Source organism: Marinobacter oulmenensis, from assembly GCF_014201735.1.
Taxonomy (GTDB): Bacteria; Pseudomonadota; Gammaproteobacteria; order Pseudomonadales; family Oleiphilaceae; genus Marinobacter; species Marinobacter oulmenensis.
On the sequence record NZ_JACHFE010000007.1, the window covers coordinates 58,961 to 80,594 of the forward strand.

The 21,634-nt window shown below is 59.4% G+C and carries 14 protein-coding genes; 3 read left to right on the top strand and 11 right to left on the bottom strand.

The features are described 5' to 3' along the window. Positions 1-33 precede the first annotated feature (33 nt). From gltB to HNR38_RS13440, 9 genes are all read right to left on the bottom strand, one after another. Positions 34-4,482, bottom strand: coding sequence for a glutamate synthase large subunit (gene gltB, locus HNR38_RS13400; protein ID WP_183705120.1), 4,449 nt, complete (start codon positions 4,480-4,482; stop codon positions 34-36). A gap of 182 nt (positions 4,483-4,664) precedes the next feature. Further along, positions 4,665-6,188, bottom strand: a complete 1,524-nt coding sequence (locus HNR38_RS13405; RefSeq protein ID WP_183705122.1) for an AAA family ATPase — start codon at positions 6,186-6,188, stop codon at positions 4,665-4,667. A gap of 55 nt (positions 6,189-6,243) precedes the next feature. Further along, the gene (gene aroB, locus HNR38_RS13410) at positions 6,244-7,332 is read right to left on the bottom strand and encodes a 3-dehydroquinate synthase (RefSeq protein ID WP_183705124.1); all 1,089 of its coding nucleotides are present in this window, start codon (positions 7,330-7,332) and stop codon (positions 6,244-6,246) included. Next, a complete protein-coding gene (gene aroK / locus HNR38_RS13415; protein WP_183705125.1) occupies positions 7,301-7,891 on the bottom strand; it encodes a shikimate kinase AroK in 591 nt (196 codons plus the stop codon). The genes aroB and aroK overlap by 32 nt, the downstream gene beginning before the upstream one ends. Positions 7,892-8,017: 126 nt before the next feature. Beyond that, complete coding sequence (locus HNR38_RS13420; RefSeq protein WP_183705127.1) at positions 8,018-10,075, bottom strand: type IV pilus secretin PilQ; 2,058 nt, start codon at positions 10,073-10,075, stop codon at positions 8,018-8,020. Between the two features lie 65 nt (positions 10,076-10,140). Beyond that, positions 10,141-10,683 carry a pilus assembly protein PilP gene (locus tag HNR38_RS13425; protein ID WP_246362715.1) on the bottom strand — a complete coding sequence of 181 codons (543 nt, stop codon included), beginning with the start codon at positions 10,681-10,683 and terminating at the stop codon, positions 10,141-10,143. Between the two features lie 2 nt (positions 10,684-10,685). Next, entirely contained in the window at positions 10,686-11,297 is a 612-nt protein-coding gene (locus tag HNR38_RS13430; RefSeq protein ID WP_183705129.1) for a type IV pilus inner membrane component PilO, read from the bottom strand. Further along, on the bottom strand, positions 11,294-11,860 hold the full coding sequence (locus HNR38_RS13435; RefSeq protein ID WP_183705131.1) for a PilN domain-containing protein: 567 nt from the start codon (positions 11,858-11,860) through the stop codon (positions 11,294-11,296). The genes HNR38_RS13430 and HNR38_RS13435 overlap by 4 nt, the downstream gene beginning before the upstream one ends. Continuing rightward, on the bottom strand, positions 11,860-12,924 hold the full coding sequence (locus tag HNR38_RS13440; RefSeq protein WP_183705133.1) for a type IV pilus assembly protein PilM: 1,065 nt from the start codon (positions 12,922-12,924) through the stop codon (positions 11,860-11,862). The genes HNR38_RS13435 and HNR38_RS13440 overlap by 1 nt, the downstream gene beginning before the upstream one ends. 234 nt (positions 12,925-13,158) lie before the next feature. On the opposite strand from HNR38_RS13440, the gene HNR38_RS13445 reads away from it, so the two are divergent. After that, complete coding sequence (locus HNR38_RS13445; protein ID WP_183705135.1) at positions 13,159-15,642, top strand: penicillin-binding protein 1A; 2,484 nt, start codon at positions 13,159-13,161, stop codon at positions 15,640-15,642. A 98-nt stretch (positions 15,643-15,740) separates the two neighbouring features. Here the strand turns inward: HNR38_RS13445 and HNR38_RS13450 are convergent, their stop codons facing one another. Both HNR38_RS13450 and rpmE read right to left on the bottom strand, forming a co-directional pair. Further along, complete coding sequence (locus HNR38_RS13450) at positions 15,741-17,006, bottom strand: malic enzyme-like NAD(P)-binding protein (protein WP_183705137.1); 1,266 nt, start codon at positions 17,004-17,006, stop codon at positions 15,741-15,743. Positions 17,007-17,222: 216 nt separating this feature from the next. Next, positions 17,223-17,438, bottom strand: a complete 216-nt coding sequence (gene rpmE, locus HNR38_RS13455; RefSeq protein ID WP_183705145.1) for a 50S ribosomal protein L31 — start codon at positions 17,436-17,438, stop codon at positions 17,223-17,225. A gap of 220 nt (positions 17,439-17,658) precedes the next feature. On the opposite strand from rpmE, the gene HNR38_RS13460 reads away from it, so the two are divergent. Then, on the top strand, positions 17,659-19,827 hold the full coding sequence (locus HNR38_RS13460; protein WP_183705148.1) for a primosomal protein N': 2,169 nt from the start codon (positions 17,659-17,661) through the stop codon (positions 19,825-19,827). Between the two features lie 116 nt (positions 19,828-19,943). Next, positions 19,944-21,629 carry an arginine--tRNA ligase gene (argS, locus tag HNR38_RS13465; protein WP_183705150.1) on the top strand — a complete coding sequence of 562 codons (1,686 nt, stop codon included), beginning with the start codon at positions 19,944-19,946 and terminating at the stop codon, positions 21,627-21,629. Positions 21,630-21,634: the final 5 nt, after the last annotated feature.

The window sequence follows — 21,634 nt, forward strand, 5'->3', positions numbered from 1 at the left end:
CCCGCAGGGCCCCTCACCGGCTGACCGCCAGAATTACTCCGGACGTGCCCGGGTGCTGGCCAGAAGGCTGCGCAGGTTCGCGGCCTTCGGTTTGACCAGCCAGAAACGGCCGATGTAATCGTCGAAATCATCAAGAATCTCTTCTGCCCAGGCACTGCCGGTTTCTGAAATATGCTCCCGGATCACACCGCGCAGGTGGTTCCGGTAGGATTCCATGTCTTCCCGGGAAATGCGCTGGATCTCCACCAGCTCATGGTTGTATTTATCAACGAAGGTGTTGTCCAGGTCCAGCACATAGGCAAAACCGCCGGTCATGCCGGCACCAAAGTTGTAACCGGTGTGACCAAGCACGGTGACCAGGCCACCGGTCATGTATTCACAGCAGTGGTCGCCCGCGCCTTCGACAACCGCATGGGCTCCGGAGTTTCGCACCGCGAAACGCTCGCCTGCGGTTCCGGCCGCAAACAGCTTGCCACCGGTGGCGCCATACAGACAGGTGTTACCGACGATGGCGGTCTCCTGGGTTTCGAAGTCACTGCCACGGGGCGGCTTGACCACCAGCTTGCCGCCGGTCATGCCTTTGCCCACGTAGTCGTTGGCGTCACCTTCAAGCACCAGGTTCAGACCGCCCACGTTCCAGACACCAAAGCTCTGCCCGGCGGTACCGGTCAGATCCAGGGTGATCGGAGCGTCCACCATGCCCTGGTTGCCGTGCCGGGCGGCAATTTCGCCGGAAAGGCGTGCGCCGATGGAACGGTCACAGTTGGTGACCCGGTAACTCCAGGCACCGCCGGATTTCTCCTCAATAGCCTTGATGATGTCAGACACCATCTGCTCCGCCAGGCGCCCCTCATCAAACGGATGGTTGCGCTCCACCTGGCAGGTCTGCGGCTTGTCGGCCGGGATATGATCGTTCTCCAGAAGACGGCTCAAATCCAGTTTCTTCTGGCGCTCGGTATCACCCGGCAGACGCTCCAGCAGGTCCACCCGACCCACCAGTTCCTCGAGACTGCGCACGCCCAGGCGAGCCATCCACTCCCGGGTTTCCTCCGCCACAAAGCGGAAGAAGTTCATGGCCATCTCAACCGTGCCCTTGAAATGCTCCTCGCGCAGGTAATCGTTCTGGGTGGCGACACCGGTGGCACAGTTGTTCAGGTGACAGATTCTCAGGTACTTGCAGCCCAGGGCCACCATCGGAGTGGTGCCAAAGCCAAAGCTTTCCGCACCAAGGATCGCACCTTTAACCACATCCAGGCCGGTTTTGATGCCACCATCGGTCTGCAGGCGGATCTTGCCCCGCAGGTCGTTGGCGCGCAGCGCCTGCTGGGTTTCGGTCAGGCCGAGCTCCCAGGGCGAACCGGCATAACGGATCGACGTCAGCGGACTCGCCGCCGTACCGCCGTCGTAACCGGAGACAGTGATCAGGTCGGCGTAAGCCTTGGCGACACCAGCCGCAATCGTGCCTACACCAGGCTCTGAAACCAGCTTGACCGAAACCAGGGCATCCGGATTGACCTGTTTGAGGTCAAAGATCAGTTGCGCCAGATCCTCAATCGAGTAGATGTCATGGTGCGGGGGCGGTGAAATCAGGGTCACGCCCGGCACGGAATAACGCAGGCGAGCGATCAGTTCGTTCACCTTGCCACCCGGCAACTGGCCGCCTTCGCCCGGCTTGGCGCCCTGGGCCACCTTGATCTGCATGACATCAGCGCTGCGCAGATATTCGGCAGTGACACCGAAGCGGCCAGAGGCCACCTGCTTGATCTTGGAACGCTTGTTGGTGCCGTACCGGACCGGATCTTCACCACCCTCACCGGAGTTGGACCGGCCACCGAGCGTATTCATCGCGACCGCCAGTGCCTCGTGGGCTTCCGGCGACAGGGCGCCGAGTGACATGGCGGCGGAGTCAAACCGGGGGAAGATGTTTTCCACCGGCTCCACTTCAGACACATCGATGGACTTCAGGTCCTTGCGCAAGACCAGCAGGTCACGCAGGGTCGCCACCGGTCGCTCGTTCACCAGGCCGGCATACTCCTGATAGGTGCCGTAGTTACCACTGCTCACCGCATCCTGCAGTTTGCCCACAACATCCGGGTTGAAGGCGTGGTATTCCTGGCCGTGAACATACTTGAGCAAGCCACCCTGGGAGATCGGCTTGCGAGGCTTCCAGGCCACGGCCGCCAGTTGCTCCTGGTCCTGCTGGAAGTCATAAAAGTCCGCGCCCTGGATACGGCTCGGCACACCTTTGAAACACAGATCGACCACGCTTTCAGACAGGCCGATGGCTTCAAACAACTGGGCACCACGATAGGAGGTGATGGTGGAGATGCCCATCTTCGACAGGATCTTCAGCAGCCCCTTGTTGATGCCCTTGCGGTAGTTATTCTTCGCTTCGATCGGATCCATCATCAGCTCGCCGGTGCGGATCAGATCGTTCAGCACCTGGTACGCGAGGTACGGGTAAACGGCGGTGGCACCGAAGCCGAACAGTACGGCGAAGTGGTGCGGATCCCGGGCCCAGCCGGTCTCAACGATGATGTTGGTGTCACAACGCAGACCACGGGCGACCAGGTGATGATGCACGGCACCGGTGGCCATCAGGGCGTTGGCGGGCAACTGCCCCTCGCTCAGGTCCTTGTCGGTCAGGATCAACAGAACCTTGCCATCACGGACGGTCTGTTCGGCCTGATCACAGATATTGCGAATCGCCTGCTCCAGCCCCACTTCCGGGCTGTATCCGAGGGAGACACGCGCCACCTCAAAGCCGGGCCGCTCGTTGTTGCTGATCTTCAGGAACTTGCCCGGCGACAGTACCGGCGTGGTCAGGATAATCCGGTCCGCGTGCCCCGGCGTTTCCTCAAAAACGTTCTGCTCGGCCCCCAGGCAGGTCTCCAGAGACATGACAATGGATTCCCGCAGCGGGTCGATGGCCGGGTTGGTCACCTGGGCGAACTTCTGGCGGAAATAGTCCGCAACGTGACGAACCTTGCTGGAAAGCACCGCCATGGGTGTGTCGTCCCCCATGGAACCGACGGCTTCCTGGCCATTCTCACCCAGCGGCCGCAGAACCTGATCACGCTCCTCAAAGGATACGTTGAACATTTTCTGGTGAATCAGCAGATCGTCCGGGTCCATCAGTTTGAACTCGGGCGTTGCCTGATTCAGCGTGGTTTCGACCCGCAGGGCGTTCTCTTTCAGCCAGCGCTTGTAGGGCTGGGCGGTCTTCAGCCGCTGGTCGACATCAGCGGTGTGCAGCACTTCCCCGGTTTCGGTATCAACCGCCAGCATCTGGCCCGGACCGACCCGGCCCTTGGCAACCACATCTTCCGGCTTGTAGCTGTAGGTGCCCACTTCTGAGGCCAGGGTAATGAAATCATCCTTGGTCACTACCCAGCGCGCCGGACGCAGACCATTACGGTCCAGCATACACATGGCGTAGCGGCCATCAGACATAACCAGCCCGGCAGGCCCATCCCAGGGTTCCATGTGCATGGAGTTGTATTCATAGAACGCCCGCAGCTGGGAGTCCATGGTATCCACATTCTGCCATGCGGGCGGAATCATCATCCGGACCGCGCGGAACAGGTCGACGCCCCCGGCCAGCAGAACCTCCAGCATGTTATCCATGCTTGAAGAGTCAGATCCGGAGAGGTTTACCAGCGGCTGCAGGGTTTGCAGGTCCGGCAGATCCGGCGAACTGAACTTGGCAGCACGGGCAATTGCCCAGTTGCGGTTACCGTCGATGGTATTGATTTCACCATTGTGCGCCAGGAACCGGAAGGGCTGAGCCAGCGGCCAGCGCGGCATCGTGTTGGTGGAAAAGCGCTGGTGGAAGACGCAGATCGCGGTTTCCAGGTCCGGGTCACCCAGATCCTTGTAGAAGTTGGCCAGATCCGCCGGCATCATCAGCCCCTTGTAGGCCAATGTGCGATGAGAAAGGCTGCAGATATAGAATTCGGCGTCCTCGGCCATGTCGCGCTCGGCATGACGACGGCCAACAAACAGGCTGATGGCGAAATCTTTCTCCGATTTACCGGCCGGTTCCACAAACACCTGTTCAATGCGTGGCAGACAATCCAGCGCCATGGGCCCCAGACAACTGCTGTCCACCGGCACATCACGCCAGCCCATTACCTCCAGGCCCTGCTCGGTCAGACGCTTCTCAACGGCGGCACGGCCGGCATCGGCTTTGGCTTCTTCCTGGGACAGGAACACCTGCCCTACGGCAAACAGCTCACCCGGCTCCTTGCCGAAAGCAGTCTTCGCTGCTTTTTTCAGGAAAGTCCGCGGAGCCTGCAACAGCAGCCCGCAACCATCCCCTGTCTTGCCATCGGCAGCAATACCGCCCCGGTGGGTCATACAGGTCAGTGATTCAATGGCCGTCTGCAACAGCTTATGGCTGGCCTCGCCCTTCATGTGGGCGATCAGGCCGAAACCGCAGTTGTCCCTGAATTCATCGGGATGATACAAGCCTGTTGTCATAACCGTTCTCTCGCGTAGAAATACTTTCCTGCCAGCCACAATGCGTCAGACCAGACTGATCGCACAATACACTGACACCTAAAAAGGGGGGATGGGATTCTACACACGTGTAACTACGTATACAAATTTTTCGCCGTCATTGGCAGTAGCCAAAGCGCCTCTGAAAGCCCGGCCCAGCGCGTTCAGAGGCTGTCAAAGGAGCGCACCCAGGGCTCACTCACACCCAGCTCATCCGGAAGGGCCCGAGCGGCATTGCGGGCTGCATCCTTCGACGGATAACTGCCATAAAACAGCATAAACCAGGGCTCGCCCTGACGCTCACCCAGTGTGTAGACCAGATTCGCGCCATCAGCGGCCCTGTCCATAACCCGCAGGATGGTTCTCTCGTAATTGCCCGCCACCAGCTGCATTGTCCAACCGGAGCGTTGGCGCAATTCGCCCAGGGCAACAAAGGCTTCCGGGCGTGCCGGCTCAAACGCCGGCTCAGCGGGCTCCGGAGCCTCCTCCCGGGCTTCGGGCACTGACTCGGGAGACGAAGCTGGCTCTGGCTCTGGCTCTGGCTCTGGCTCTGGCTCTGGCTCTGGCTCTGGCTCTGGCTCTGGCTCTGGCTCTGGCTCTGGCTCTGGCTCTGGCTCTGGAGCAGCCTGGACCGGCTCATTCTCAGAGGGCAAGGGTTCCGGGGGCTGGGTGGGCGCCGGATCTGCCGGCATTTCACCGGTATCCTGTGCCTCCGGCGCGGTGTCTTCTGAACCCGGGCCAATCGTGATGCTCTTGCGCTCACGTTCTGGCTCTTCCGGCTGAACCGTGCGGCTGATGGCGTCATCGTATTGCTGGGAGACGAACCACCAGGAGGCGCCCAGCAATACCAGAGCCAGGACAGGCCAGCGCCAGACGGCGAATGAAGGCAGCTTCAGACCACTGCCCCCTGACGCTCCGGCCACCATATCCAGCCAAACACCCGGCGCCACCCGACGAATACCGGCGAAGGTTCCGTGACTGAGAGCCTGGATCTTTTTCAGCCTTGCCGGGGACAGCAGTTCTGCAGGTTTGCCCCCGGCGCGCTCCACCCGGGGCCGGAGATAATCCGCCGTTTCCGCCTGGGTCAAAGACCTGAGGACAATATGATGCAGATTGGATGCCCCCACCGCTGGTGTCAGCAACGATTCCAGGCGCTCATGTCCGGCCAGCACCGGCACGGCAGCGGCTGTGCGATCGGAAGCCAGGAATGCCGACAGCAGCAGCGCAATGGCGTCGACATGGCCACGATCGGCTTCGTCCACCAGCAGCACCTGGCGCTGGCCTTTGTGCGCCCGACTTTCCGACCAGCGGAAATACTGGTACACAGCCTCATTCGGGTCTGTATCTTCTTCAATACCGGAATGCGCGACCTGCCGAAGATAACGAGCAAGCGCCTGCGGCCCTGCCAATGCCGAGGTGGGAATACGGTGAAAATCCAGGCGCGAGGATTCACTGCTGACCAGCTCCGCCAGTAACCGGGTTTTACCCACCCCAGCCGGGCCGCTGACAGCCAGAACCATATCACCGAAGCCGGCCAGGTGGCGGAGGGTTTCAAGTGCCTGTTGCCGGCCGGCCTCCGTAAAGAAAGGCGCCTCCATCTCCACGGGATTTTCCCGAAGGCCATAACGCTGCTGGAGGCGGGGAAAAAGCCCGCCATCATCCCGTGTATTCAAGCCGTCCTGTGCCACGCACCGCCCCTGTTTCTACGATTTGGATCGGGCCCGGGCAAACCAGGCCCACCCATCAGTGTATAAACGCCTGCAAGGTTGCACGGAGACTGTCCGGTGACGCATCACCAGTGACATACGCCTCTCCGAGTGATTTCAACAACACCAGGCGGAGGGAACCGTCCACGTTCTTCTTGTCCACCGCCATCAGATCCATGAAGCGAGCCTGCGACATACCGGCAGGTGCCATGTCAGGAAGTCTGGCTCGCCGGATAAGATCAACCGCACGGTCACGTTCAACCGCGGTTATACAACCCTCCCGCACGGACAGGTCGGCGGCCATCATCATGCCGGTCCCGACTGCTTCGCCATGGAGCCAGTTGCCATATCCCGCGTGGGTCTCGATGGCATGTCCAAAGGTGTGGCCAAGGTTCAGTATAGCCCGCAGACCACCTTCCTTTTCATCCAGGGCAACAACATCAGCCTTGCAGCGGCAGGACCGAAAAATGGCCTCGGCCTGCGCCTCCGGATCAAGGTCCAGCAGCGCCTGCATGTTGCCTTCCAGCCAGCCAAGAAAGGGTTCATCGCGAATTAGCCCGTACTTGATCACCTCAGCAAGCCCGGCCGACACTTCCCTGGGCGGCAGGGTTTTCAGTGTATCCGTATCGATCAGCACCGCCTGGGGCTGATGGAACGCACCCACCATGTTTTTACCCAGTGGGTGATTGATGCCGGTTTTACCACCCACCGAGGAATCCACCTGTGACAACAGAGTCGTCGGCATCTGGATGAATGGCACACCACGCTGGTAACAGGCGGCTGCGAAGCCAGCCATGTCGCCGATGACCCCGCCACCCAGTGCGGCAATCGTGGTCTTTCGGGTATGGCGGTTTTCCAGAAGTGCGTCGAAAATGCGATTGAGCGTCTGCCACTCCTTGTATTTCTCACCGTCCGGCAGAACCACCACATCAACCGACTTGCCGGGGAAACTGGCCTTTGCGCTATCCAGATACAGTGGCGCCACCGTCTCATTGGTGACGATCATGACCTGGGTTCCGGCCACATAGGGGCTCAGATCGTAGCCACCCATCAGGCCGCTACCGATCACGATCGGGTAGCTGCGTTCGCCCAGATCAACCCTGAGTTCGCGATATATCTTTTGCATTCTGCCGACCTTCTTTTCGTCGCTGCCGCTTATGACGGGGCGTCTTCGGATTGACCCGGTTAACCAGTTGGCGCACCACCAGGCGGGGACTCTTTCGATCTGTAAACATGACGATATCCGCCAGCTTCGTGTACAGAGGATCCCGCTCCCGGAACAGTTTTCTCAGAACCGCTTCCGGATCGTCATTCTGGAGCAGCGGGCGATTACGGTCCTTTCGGGTGCGTTCAACCTGCTGCTCAATGGACGTCTTGAGGTAGATGACCAGGGCATCCCGACGCAGCAATTCGTGATTCTCGGGACGGGTCACAGCACCGCCGCCGGTGGCCAGCACAGTCTTGTCCTCTCCGGACAGCTCATCCAGCATGGCGGTTTCCCGCAGCCGGAAGCCCTCTTCTCCTTCCACGTCGAATATCCAGGGAATATTGGCGCCACACCGCTCCTCAATAATCCGGTCGGAATCAAGAAAGCGGTATCCGAGTTCCCGGGCAAGCATCCGGCCGATGGTACTTTTGCCGGCCCCCATGGGCCCAACCAGTACGACACGTTTGGGCAAAGACATAATTTTCGCTCAAGAGATTTCAGGTGGCTGAGAATATCACAGGGCAGCCGAATCCATAAGCGACGACCAGCCAGGCAAAAAAAAGCCGCCGGTATCAGCGGCGGCTTTTGTCGGTCGGTTGAGGCTCTAGTTCAGCAGATCGCTCTCGATGATCCTCGGTGTGATGAACACCAGCAACTCGCTGCGCAGCTCTGTCGTCTCGGTACGTTTGAACAACCGCCCCAGATAGGGTATGTCGCCAAGGAACGGAGTCTTGCTCACAGTTTTCGAGTTGGTGGATTCAAAGATGCCACCAAGCACCACGGTTTCACCGTTGCCGACCAGAACCTGGGTGGTCACGGAATTGGTGTTGATGGCGGGGCCGGCGTTGGTGTCCTCACCCACGGAGTCCTGCTTTACGATCAGATCCATGATGATGTTGTCATCCGGCGTGATCTGCGGGGTCACCTCCAGTGACAGGGTCGCTTCCTTGAAACTGGTGCTGGTAGCACCGCTGGACGAGGCCTCCTGATACGGAATTTCCTGACCGGACTTGATAGAGGCCGCCTGACGGTCCGCTGTGACAACACGGGGCTGGGAAACAATCTCCACCTGACCGTCGCTTTCCAGGGCCGACAGCTCCATGTCAACCAGGAAGTCATCACCGCCCCAGCCAATTGCGACCGAGGAGGTGGCACCGGACACGCCCAGGTCGACACCCAGAGCATCCGGGTAGACCACCTCATTGTCATTCCAGAACCCTTCGTTCCCTTCAATTGAGCCGGTTCCGTAGACAATGCTGCTGCCAACATCGGCACGGACACCGCCACCCCAGCGAATACCAATATCTTCAGCAACGTTGGTCTGGGCCCGCACGATCCGCGCTTCAATGGACACCTGACGAACAGGAACATCCCAGGTATTCACCAGCCGGCGGATTTCCTCAAGCTTCTCGGCAGTTTCACGCACGCTGATGGTGTTGGTCCGCTCATCCGAGGAAACAAAGCCACGGGAGGAGATCAGCTCTTCATCGGCGCGAATCAAGGATACGATGTCAGAAGCCTTGGCATAGTTGACCTGAATAATATCCAGGCGAACCGGTGCCAGCTCTGCGATCTGCTTGTTGGTTTCCAACTCCAGCTTCTCGCGGGCTGCAATTTCGTCCGCAGGTGCGACCAGCAGCACGTTACCGACCTGGCGCTTGTCCAGCCCCTTGGTCTTCAGAATCAACTCCAGCGCCTGATCCCAGGGCACATTCTGCAGTCGCAGTGTAATACTGCCGCTAACGGTATCACTGGCCACCAGGTTCAGCCCGGTAAAGTCCGCAATCAACTGCAGTACGGAGCGCACTTCAATATCCTGGAAGTTCAGTGACAGCCGCTCTCCGGTGTAGGGAAATTTCTCTTCCCGGCGCTGTTCTGCCTCTTCCTCGGTCAGCTCCTCAACACTGACGGTAAACTCCGTGCCGGACTGGTACGCGATGTAGTCGTATTCCCCCTCCGGGTGGATATCAACCACGGCACTGCCATCTTCCAGATAGGTGTCAATGCGGGTTACCGGTGTCGCAAAATCCGTCACATCAAGGCGCCGGCGAAGGTTCTCCGGTACAGACAGTTCCGGCATCTTCAGGCGGATACGTCCGCCCTGCTCGGCCAGGTCAACGGCGGCGTCGCTGGCACCAAGGTCCACGATCACCCGTCCTTCACCATTCTGGCCCCGACGGAAGTCGACACCAGCCAGTGCATCCGCAGAAGCGACAGAAGATGCCATTGAGGTACTGGCGACCGGCTCGGCGGTCTGACGGCCAGCGCTGGCCATCTGTTCGTCACCAGTGCCGATGGTCATGACCAGGGCATTACCCTTCCGCTCGGTATTGTGTGGCACCAGTTCAACGAGATTGAAGATCAGACGGGTTCGATCCTTGGCCTCGACAATGGTCACGCTCTGGGCATTACCGGTACCCAGTGGAATGCTGCGTTTATTGAGGCCGCTGGCCGTATCTTTCAGGTCCAGCGCGATCCTGGCGGGACGGTCGATGGTATACCCCGCCGGTTCCGGCGGTGTTCCATCGAACTGCATCGTCACTTCCAGCCGTTCGCCCGGCAGCGATGAAAACGAAACATCTTCGAGCGTGACCGCACCGGCCAGGCTGGACCATAGACCGATGGCAATCGCGCCGACACAAAGCTTGAGTTTTTTGAACATCGCTAGCCTCGACCCCAGTATTTTTTCTGTAAGCATTTTTCTTCCGACCATCCTTTTCTCGCTCCTCAGCCTTCATCCAGAGACAGGGAGCGGGGGCGCTCGACCCATCCACCCCGACCATTGGGAACGATTTCAATCAATTCGATGCGGGTTTCACTGACCCCGACAATCCGGCCATAGTTCTGGCCCATGTAATTACCCTGCCGGACCCGATGGATTCCACCTTCGCCATCCCGTACCAGCGCATACTGCTGGCCTTCCGGCCCCTGAAGCGTACCGACCATTTCCAGCGTTTTGAGGTCGTGATTCTCCAGCACTTCTTTCGGGCGATCCAGGTCCGGCTCAACATTACTGACGGGCTGTTGATCCACCATGGTCAGTTGTACGTCAACCGGCGGTTCAAACGGTGCCCGACGATCTGCTGCCGAATAACTGAACGCCTCGTAGGCCTTGAATTCAGGCAGCGGCTCAACGTGCCCTCGGGGCTTGGCCCGGGTATCCGCCATGAACTTGTCCAGATCCGAGAAGCCGTTTCCCTGGGAACAAGCCGTCAACAAGGATGCCAGGCACACACCCAGCCAGGCTTTTCCCGCATGCTTTCCTGTCATGCTCATTCTCCAGCCCGGTAGCGGTAGGTACGGGCCACAACCTGCATATCAAGCTGCTCGCCATCTCCGCCCTGTGGTTTGATGGTTAGGTCGTGCAGGGTGACGATCCGTGGCAGGCTCGCGACACTGCTCACAAACGACGCCAGCTCGTGATAGGAGCCAGAGACGCGAATATTGATCGGCAACTCCGAGTAGAAATCCCGGCGCTGCTCTGACTGCAGTTTCACTTCCTGCAACGCAAGACCATTGCCCAGCGCAGTATTTGTGATGTCCTCAAGCAGGCCCGGCACCTCGGTTTCACTCGGCAATTGCCGAACCAGGGCACCGAAGGTTTCTTCCATCTCCTCCATCTGGGATTTGAACACATCCAGATTGGCAACCTGATAGGCCTTGGTCTCGTAGGTCTGCTTCAACTCCTGCTCTTGTTGTTCAACACGCTCAAGCTGACGGTACTGATCCTTGATAAAAAACCAGTAACCGCCTCCGAGAATCAGGCCGAAGACAATCAATACCACAATGAACTTGATCGGCCCCGGCCATATCCCGGCGTTGTTCAGGTCCAGATCATTGAGGTCAAAATCGTTGAGGCTTTTGAAAGAGTCCGCGAGGCTCATTGCTCATCCTCCCCTTCGGGCTCTGGAGTACTCTGAAGGACTGACAGCTCAAACTGACTGTAGCCCGCACGCTGCTTGTCTGCTGCAGCTACGTTGGCAAGGTCTGGATTGGTGAACCAGTCGGACTCTTCAAAACGCCGCATCAGGCTGGAGATCCGGCTGTTGGACTCGGCCATGCCGACAATACTGATGCGATCACCGGTTTTCTCAAGTTCCTTGTAAAACAGACCATCCGGCAGGGTACGAACCAGCTCGTCAAACACCCTGACGATCACTGGCCGCTTGCCCTGGAGATCCTGGATGACCTGCATTCGGGCCAGCAACTCATCACGCTTGCGCTTGAGGTCCTGGATCTCCTTGATCTGCTTGTCGAGTTCTTTAGTGGCCCGTTCAATGTAGGCGTTTCGGGATTCCTGATAAGCGATCCGGCTATCCATGTCCGATTTCCAGAGGAAGGCCAGGCCACCGGCAATAATCACCGCGCCCAGAATCATCACCACAAACTGCTTCTGTTTCTCGGCGCGCAGCTCTTCACGCCAGGGCCTGAGGTTGATCTTTGCCATCAGTCGAAACTCCTCATTGCCAGACCACAGGCAATCATCAACGAAGGCGCATCATTACTCAATGCCGATGCATTAACCCGTGACGCAACCGACATATCGGCAAAGGGGTTGGCGACCACCGTCGGCGTACCGGTCTTTTCTTCCACCATTTCCGTCAGCCCCTGAATGGATGCGGTGCCGCCTGCAAGCACCACGTAGTCGACCACATTGTACTGACTGGCCCCGAAGAAAAACTGCAAAGCCCGCGCAACCTGCTGGACCACCGCCTCCCGGAAAGGCGCCAGGACTTCCTCTTCGTAGTCATCGGGCAGGCCACCCTGTTTCTTGGCCAGCCCGGCTTCCTCCATGGACAGACCATAACGGCGCTGAATTTCCTCGGTCAGTTGTTTACCACCAAAAATCTGCTCACGGGTATAAACGGTTTTGCCTTCGGCAAGCACGCTCAGGGTGGTCATGGTTGCACCGACGTCGACCACCGCCACCACCAGTTCCTCTCCCTGAGAGTCCAGCTGTGGCTCAATTAGCTGATAGGCACGTTCCAGCGCGTAGGCTTCGACATCGACGATTTTGGTGGTTAACCCGGCGATCTCCAGGGCATCTTCCCGGACATCAACATTTTCCTTTCGGCACGCCGCAAGCAGCACGTCCACCTGGTCGGGATTGGCTTCGGAAGGCCCCTGAACCTCAAAGTCGATGGCAACTTCATCCAGGGGATAGGGAATGTATTGATCAGCCTCGTCGGCGATCAGGTCTTCCATCTCGAATTCGTTGAGCCCGGCTTCCATCTGAATAATCTTGGTGATGACCGCAGACCCGGAGACGGCAACCGCGACCTGCTTCAGGCCGGTACGGGACTTGGAAACAACCCGTTTGAGAACTTCACCCACAGCCTCAACATTGGTAATGTTTTTTTCAACGACCGCTTCAGCCGGCAGCGGCTCTACGGCATAACTCTCGACCCTGTAGCGGTCTCCGTGCTTCGACAGCTCCAGAAGCTTGACCGAACTGGAACTGACATCCACCCCCAGAACCGCACTGGACTTTTTTCCCGGTAATCCGAACACGCGCTCACCTGTACCTGGTTGACTACACCCTGCTCCGGAACCCCGAACCGCTCCCTGTTACAGCTTTCGTTCCAGTGGGTTCCACATGTTTTATATGTAAGAGAATTTCTTCGTTATACCGTCTACAATGCAACCCTTCAGTCGCGAAGAAGTCTTGCTTGCCGGCAGAAGCCCGACTATATCTAAAGCAACTTCTCAAATAATAGACCTATCTCTAACATTTGTCAGAAAAAAATGTCCTATTTGCTGCGCACATCTCGCATTTTTGCATGGTTACTGCTAACAGGCCTGAGTGTTGGAATTATTACCGCCTCGAGTCTGTACCTTTATCTTCGGCCCAACTTGCCGCCAGTGGAGCAAATACTGGACGTCAAGCTGCAGACGCCGCTGCGCGTATATAGCAAGGACAACAAATTAATAGCAGAATTCGGAGAAAAGAGAAGGGAGCCTGTCACAATCGAGGACATTCCCCAGCTCCAGCTCCAGGCCTTCCTGGCCGCGGAGGATTCACGATTCTTTGACCATTTCGGTGTCGACATCATGGGGCTGACCCGGGCCGCCGTGGAACTGGTCTCAACCGGCCAGATACAGTCCGGCGGCAGCACCATCACCATGCAGGTCGCCAAGAATTACTTTCTCACGCGTGACCGGACCTTTATCCGGAAATTCAATGAAATACTCCTGGCACTTCAGATTGAGCGCGAACTCTCCAAAGAGCGCATATTCGAGCTTTACCTGAACAAGATCTACCTGGGCAAACGGGCCTACGGCATTGCCGCTGCCGCCCGGGTCTACTACGACAAACCGGTCAACGAACTGTCGCTGGCACAGATGGCCATGCTGGCCGGCCTTCCCAAGGCGCCCTCAGCGTACAACCCGCTGGCCGATCCGGAGCGGGCCCTGTCCCGGCGCAACTGGATCCTCGGGCGCATGAAAGAGCTGGGCTATATCACACCGGACGCCTGGTCCCTCGCGACCCAGGCCCCGATTACTGCTCAGTACTACAGCCGGGAAACCGAAGTCGATGCCGACTACGTGGCGGAAATGGCCCGGTCTGAAATGCTTCGCCGTTACGGGGACAATGCCTACACTGACGGCTACACCGTCACCCTGACCGTGGACAGCGAAAAACAGCAGAAAGCCACCGATGCCTTGCGTGCCGGCCTGGAAGCCTATGACCGTCGCCACGGCTTCCGGGGCCCCATTGGCCAGTTCGATGTGTCAGATATGGACCAAGACGCGCTGTCCATGCAGATGCGCAACTACGTCGCTGTGGAATCACTATTGCCCGCCGTGGTAACCGCGGTGGACGATAACTCCGGCGAAGTGGGTGTTCACCTCCGGGACTATGGACAGGGCACCATGGCCTTTGAAACGATGACCTGGGCCAAGCGCTTTCGCACCGAAAGGCTGACCGGCCCGGCCCCCGAAACGCCATCCGATGTGGTCTCGCCGGGTGATGTGGTCTATGTCAAACTTCTGAACGGCGACGAACTGGAAGATACAACCGATGCCTCCGTTACCCCGCGGGTTGGCCTAGCACAGGTACCCAGCGTCGAAGGCGCCCTCATTTCCCTCAACGCACAGTCCGGCGCCATTGAGGCGTTGAGCGGTGGCTACAGTTTTGGCCAGAGCAAATACAACCGGGCCACCCAGGCCGAAAGGCAGCCAGGATCAAACTTCAAGCCCTTCCTTTATCTGTCCGCGCTGGAAAACGGCAAGACAGCGGCCACCATCTATAATGACGCCCCCATCGTCTTCGAAGATTCGGAACTGGAGACCGCCTGGCGTCCCCAGAACGCTTCCGGACAATTCTACGGACCAACGTCCCTGCGCAAGGGGCTGTATCGCTCCCGCAACCTGGTGTCCATCCGCCTGCTGCGGGATCTTGGCACCAACACCACACTGGACTACCTGAAACAGCTGCAGTTGCCAACGGACAAAATGCCGGACAACCTGTCCCTGGCTCTGGGCAGCGGCCTGGTCACGCCCATGGCAGTAGCACGCGGGTTCGCGGTGATCGCCAACGGCGGCTATGACGTGCAGCCTTATCTCATCGAGCGCATTGAGGAAGCAGACGGAACCCCGCTGTACGAAGCTCCTGAAACCCTTCTGTGCGATCAGGATTGCGGAACGCAGACCGCGCATGAAGACGGCGACAGCGCAACCACCATTGACGGCATGCAACTGCCAGCGTCCGAAGAAAGCAGCGAACCAAGAAAGATGCGGCGCCTGGCGGATGAACGTGCGGTATACATCATGCACTCCATGATGCGGGACGTAATTGAGCGCGGCACCGGTCGTCGGGCCCTGGCCCTGGATCGCCCCGACATAGCCGGCAAAACCGGCACCACCAACGAGCAGAAAGACACCTGGTTCTCCGGGTTTAACCACTCCCTGGCAACCACGGTCTGGGTGGGCTTTGACCAGCCGGCCCCCCTGGGCCGCGGAGAGTTTGGCGCGACCACAGCCCTTCCGATCTGGCTCGACTACATGAAGGTGGCACTGGACGGGGCCGAGCTGTCCACCATGCCCCGCCCCAATGGCGTGGTTAACATCCGAATCAATCCGGAAACCGGGGAGCGGGCAAGGCCGGGTGAAAACGGCGTGTTCGAGATTTTCCGGACAGAACAGGCACCGCCGCCGCTGCCCCCGGAAAACACCGGGCAGGATAACGCCGACGGGGAATCCGACGACCTCTCCCGGCAGATCTTCTGAGCCTCACCCACGGGGACCGGAACTTCCCGGCCCCGGGGTCAGGGCATAAAAAAACCGGCGGGATCACCGCCGGTTTTTTTTAGTCTGAAGCAGGACAATCAGATGATGTCATCCATGGACTTCAGCGGATAGTGCGCCGGATACGGATTGCGGGCAACCCCGGAATCCACTGCCGCACGCGCAACGGCTGCGGGCACGACTTCCAGCAGACGCACATCCATTGGCTTGGGAATAATGTATTCCCGGCCGAATTCAAAGCTGTCGACACCGTATGCCTCGCAGATTTCCTGAGGCACCGATTCCTTGGCCAGCTCACGGATCGCGTGAACGGCCGCAACCTTCATTTCCTCGTTAATGGCAGTCGCTCGAACGTCCAGCGCACCACGGAAAATGAAGGGGAAACCCAGCACATTGTTAACCTGGTTCGGATAGTCGGAGCGACCGGTGGCCATGATCAGGTCATCACGGACTTCCAGTGCCACTTCCGGACTGATTTCCGGATCCGGGTTGGAACAGGCAAACACAATCGGATTGGCCGCCATTTTCTTCAACTGGTCAGCAGACAGCAGGTTCGGGCCGGACAGGCCAACGAACACATCCGCGCCGTCGATGGCGTCATCCAGGGTGCGCCTGTCAGTCTCGTTGGCAAACATCGCCTTGTACTGGTTCAGATCCTCACGACCAGAGTGGATCACACCCTTGCGGTCGAGCATGAAAATGTTTTCAGAGCGGATACCGCAACTGATCAGCAGCTTCATGCAGGCAACGGCAGCGGCACCAGCCCCAAGACAGACCACCTTTGCCTCTTCAATTTTCTTGCCCTGCAGCTCAAGGGCATTGATCATGCCGGCTGCAGTCACAATTGCCGTGCCGTGCTGGTCATCATGGAAAACCGGCACATTGCACTTTTCGATCAGCGCGCGCTCAACCTCAAAACACTCGGGTGCCTTGATGTCCTCGAGGTTGATACCACCAAAGGTATCGGCGATGCGCTCGACGGTTTCGATAAACGCCTGCGGGCTCTCGGAATCGACTTCTATATCGAAGACATCAATTCCGGCAAAGCGCTTGAACAGTACGCCCTTGCCTTCCATGACCGGCTTGCTCGCCAGAGGCCCCAGATTGCCAAGACCCAGGATAGCGGAGCCGTCGGAAATCACGGCCACCAGGTTACCCTTGGCGGTGTACTTGTACGCATTCTCGGGGTCCTTTGCGATCTCGCGGACCGGTTCGGCAACCCCGGGACTGTACGCCAGGGAAAGGTCGCGGGAGGTGCGGGTGGGCTTGGTGATTTCAACACTCAGCTTACCCGGCCGCGGTTTGGCGTGATATTCAAGGGCTGCTTCTTTCAGATCTTGAGACATTGCCACTGTTCCGTTAGTCACATTTTTAGAGTTGAATCCCGCCCGACTCGATCAGGCGGGCAGGCCATTATGGCCCGGCGCTCTGGAAACAACAACCCGCCATATACGCTTTTTTACGTACGTCAATAGTTCATTTTGCCTATACAACACAGGTTTCCTGCTCCAGATACAAAAAAAGCGCCCGAAGGCGCTTTTTCTGCGGATCCCGGCAGGGTATCAGGACTTCTTGATACGGCCACCGAAACGCTTGTTGAACCGCTCGATACGGCCGCCAGTGTCCATCACCTTCTGCTTACCGGTGTAGAACGGGTGGCACTGGGAGCAAACGTCCAGCTGCAGGTCCTGGGTAAAAGTGGAGCGAGTCTTGAAGGAGTTACCGCAGGAACAGGTAACATTGACTTCTTCGTACTTCGGGTGAATACCTTCTTTCATGGCGAACCTCATTCGGTCATGCCGCTACCTGATCACACATTGGCCCCAGGCACCGCATGTTTGAATCCATTTACAAGACCGTGCACAATCTGCCCGGTCAGAATCAGACCGCGAATCTTACTGACAAACCCGGCCACAGGCAAGCATCTTCCAATGTCCGGGCCGCCCGGAACCGGCTATCCGGCGCCTTTTTTGCCCCATTTCAGGATACGCAGATACCGTGACACGGCCCCAGACCGCCCGAATTGCGCTGAACCGGCCACTGCGCCGACTGTTTGACTACGCCATTCCGCCTTCTGTCGAGGTGCGGCCGGGGCAACGGGTTCAGGTACCGTTCGGGCGCCAGAGCCTGACCGGTCTGGTAGTTGAAACCGGCGTCGAGCCCCCGCCGGGAATCACGCTCAAAACACTCTCCGAACCACTGGAAACCTGGAGCGCGCTGCCGGAAAGCACGTTCCGGTTGCTCACCTGGGCCAGCGATTACTACCAGCACCCATTGGGTGAATGCCTGTTTACCGCCCTGCCCCCAGCCCTGCGGCGTGGCCGACCGGCCCAGACAAAGGCGGAACAGCACTGGCGGGCAGTCGAGAGCGAAGCGGCATTGCCCGGCAACGCCCATCGCCAGAAAGCACTTCTCGAAACCATAGTCGCCGCGCCCGGTATAACCTCCAGCAGCCTGGTTGGCGCCGGCTTCACCCGCGCGCAGATTCGCAGTCTGGAAAACCGGGGGGCAATCATCCAGACAGAGCCCCCTTCTGACCGCGCGGCGCCTGACTCAGGGCTGCCAGCCCCAAAGTTGTCCCCTGCCCAGCAGGAGGCCGCCGACCAACTGCCCGGCAGCACCCGCACCTTTTGTGCCAGCCTGCTCTACGGCGTCACCGGCAGCGGCAAAACCGAACTCTACCTGGATTACCTGAAACAGCATCTGGGGCAGGACGAGCAGGCGCTGGTGCTGGTGCCCGAAATCAACCTGACGCCACAGACCCTGGCCCGGTTCCGGCGCTATTTCGGCAATCGCATCGTGGTCTGGCACTCAGCCCTCAACGACGGCGAACGACTGGCCACCTGGCTGAAAGTCCGCCACGGCGAACCGGTCATCCTGATTGGCACCCGGTCCGCCGTTCTGCTGCCCTTCACCGGCCTGCGCACCATTATTGTCGACGAGGAACACGACAGCTCCTACAAACAGGGCGAAGGCTTTCGCTATTCCGGGCGGGATGTGGCCGTCTACCGGGCACACCTGAATCAGTGCCCGATCATACTGGGGTCCGCAACCCCGTCCCTGGAGTCCTGGCACAATGCCCACCAGGGCAAATACCGGCTGATCACCCTGGGCGAACGAGCCGGCAAAGCCAGGCCTCCGGAACTGGCACTGCTGGATATCCGCAGCCGACCACTGCAGGCAGGGCTTTGCAAGCCGGCACTGGACGCCATCCACCAGACATTGGCCCGCGGAGAGCAGGCCCTGGTGTTCGTGAACCGCCGGGGGTTCGCCCCCGTCATGATGTGCTTTGACTGCGGGCATATCGCCGAATGCCCGCACTGTGACACCCGCCTGACCTATCACCGCCGGGATCGTGCCATGCGCTGTCACCATTGTGACTACCAGCAGGCGGCACAGCAGACCTGCCCCAAATGCAGCAGCGAGAATTATCAGCCAGTCGGCCAGGGGACGGAACGCACCGAGGAAACGCTGACCGAAGCCTTCCCGGAAACGCCGGTGGTCCGGGTGGATCGGGACAGCACCCAGCGCCGGGGCAGCATCCAGAGCATTCTGGACCAGGTCAACACCGGCCAGCCCTGCGTTCTCGTGGGCACCCAGATGCTCGCCAAAGGCCACGATTTCCCGAACGTCACCCTGGTGGTGGTGGTGAATGCCGATGGCGGTCTGTTCAGTGTCGACTTCCGGGCACCGGAACAGATGATCCAGACCCTGCTGCAGGTCAGTGGCCGGGCGGGCCGTGGCGACAAACCGGGGCGGGTACTGATCCAGACCTGCCACAGCGATCACCCGTTACTGCATGCCCTGTGCCGGGGAGACTACCGTTCCATCGCCGATCAATTGCTGACGGAGCGGGAAAGCGGACAACTGCCCCCGTTCCGCAGCATGGCCATTCTCCGGGCCGAAGCGGATAGCATGCAGGCCAGCCTGCAACTTCTGGACAGCCTCAAGCCACTCGCCCAGGCCACCGGGATTGACGTCTGGGGGCCTTTGCCAGCGGTCATAGCCAGAAAGGCCAACCGGCACCGGGCACAGCTGGTGCTCTGCAGCAACAGTCGGGGGCAGCTCAACCAGAGCCTGACCCGGCTTTGCCAGCACCTCGACCAGAGCCGCCTGCCGCCCGGCAGCAAATGGATCGTGGATGTCGATCCACAGGAAACCGGGTAGCGCCCGGAAGCGCCTACTTTGCGTACACCTGCGGTTTCCGCGATAATACGCGTCTTCTTTTTCACCGGGCGCCCTGCCCGATACCCATTTCCCAGTAAACCGAGTCATCTGACAGCATGAAAGAGACCGTATCCGAGCTTCTCCAGTCTGCACTGGCGACCCTGCAATCAGCTGGCACCCTGCCGGCGGACCAGACCTTCACTCCCCAGGTCGGCAACACCAAGGACAAGTCCCACGGCGACTACGCCTGCAACATTGCCCTGGTGGCCGCCAAAGCCGCAGGCTGTCCGCCACGACAACTGGCAGACGCCCTGGTGGCGGCCCTGCCCGAGAGCTCTGCAGTGGACAAGGTCGAGATTGCCGGACCAGGCTTTATCAACTTTTTCATGAGCACCGCCAGCGCCTTCGAGATTGTCGACACCATCCTCTCCGAGGGCGAGCGTTTCGGCCACAACAGCAACGGCGCCGGCCAGAAGGTCCAGGTGGAGTTCGTATCCGCCAACCCTACCGGCCCCCTGCACGTGGGCCATGGCCGGGGCGCCGCCATCGGCGACAGTCTTAGCCGGCTGCTCTCAGCCAATGGCTACGATGTTACCCGGGAGTTCTACTACAACGACGCCGGCGCCCAGATCAACAACCTGGCACTGTCGGTTCAGGCACGGGTTAAAGGCGTGACGCCGGACGATTCCAACTGGCCGGAAGACGGTTACCGGGGCGACTATATCGTGGATGTCGCCAACGCCTACCTGGCTGGCGAGACAGTCACCGCCGATGACCGGGAAGTCACCGGCAAGGCCGACCCGGAGGACCGGGACGCGATTCGCGAGTTTGCAGTCGCCTACCTGCGCCGGGAGCAGGACCTGGATCTGAAAGCCTTCGGCGTGCAGTTTGACGTGTACTTCCTGGAATCCTCCCTTTACGAGGAAGGCAAGGTGGAAGCCACGGTGCAACGGCTGACCGATAACGGTTACACCTACGAACAGGACGGCGCAACCTGGTTGAAAACCACCGAGTTCGGCGACGACAAAGACCGCGTCATGCGCAAGAAGGACGGCGGCTACACCTACTTCCTGCCGGACGTGGCCTACCACCTGGACAAATGGCAGCGCGGCTTCCAGACCGTGATCAATGAACAGGGCGCCGACCACCACTCCACCGTCACCCGCGTACGGGCCGGCCTTCAGGCACTGAATGTCGGTATCCCCAAAGGGTGGCCGGATTACGTGCTGCACCAGATGGTGATGGTGACCCGCTCCGGACAGGAGGTAAAAATCTCCAAGCGCGCCGGCAGTTATGTCACCGTGCGGGATCTCATCGACGAAGTGGGCCGGGACGCCACCCGCTTTTTCCTGGCAGCCCGCCGGGTGGACTCCCAACTGACGTTCGACATTGACCTGGCCCGCTCACAGACCAATGAAAACCCGGTGTACTATATCCAGTATGCCCACGCCCGCATCTGCAGCGTACTGCGCAAGCTGTCCGCAGAAGGTGTGAGCCGGGGCCTGCACGAGTGCGTCGGCGACCTGAGCCTGCTCACCCTGGACGAGGAAAAGGATCTGGCCAACCAGCTGGCGAAATACCCGGAACTGATCGCCAACGCCGCCGCCCAGCGTGAGCCGCACCATATCGCCCATTACCTGCGGGATCTGGCAGGGCAATTCCATACCTATTACAACGCCCACAAGGTGTTGATCGAGGATACCGCAGTGCGGGATGCCCGGGTCAGCCTCTATCTGGCGGTTCGCCAGGTTATTGCCAATGGCCTGGACCTGCTAGGCCTGAGTGCGCCGGAGGAGATGTAAGCCAG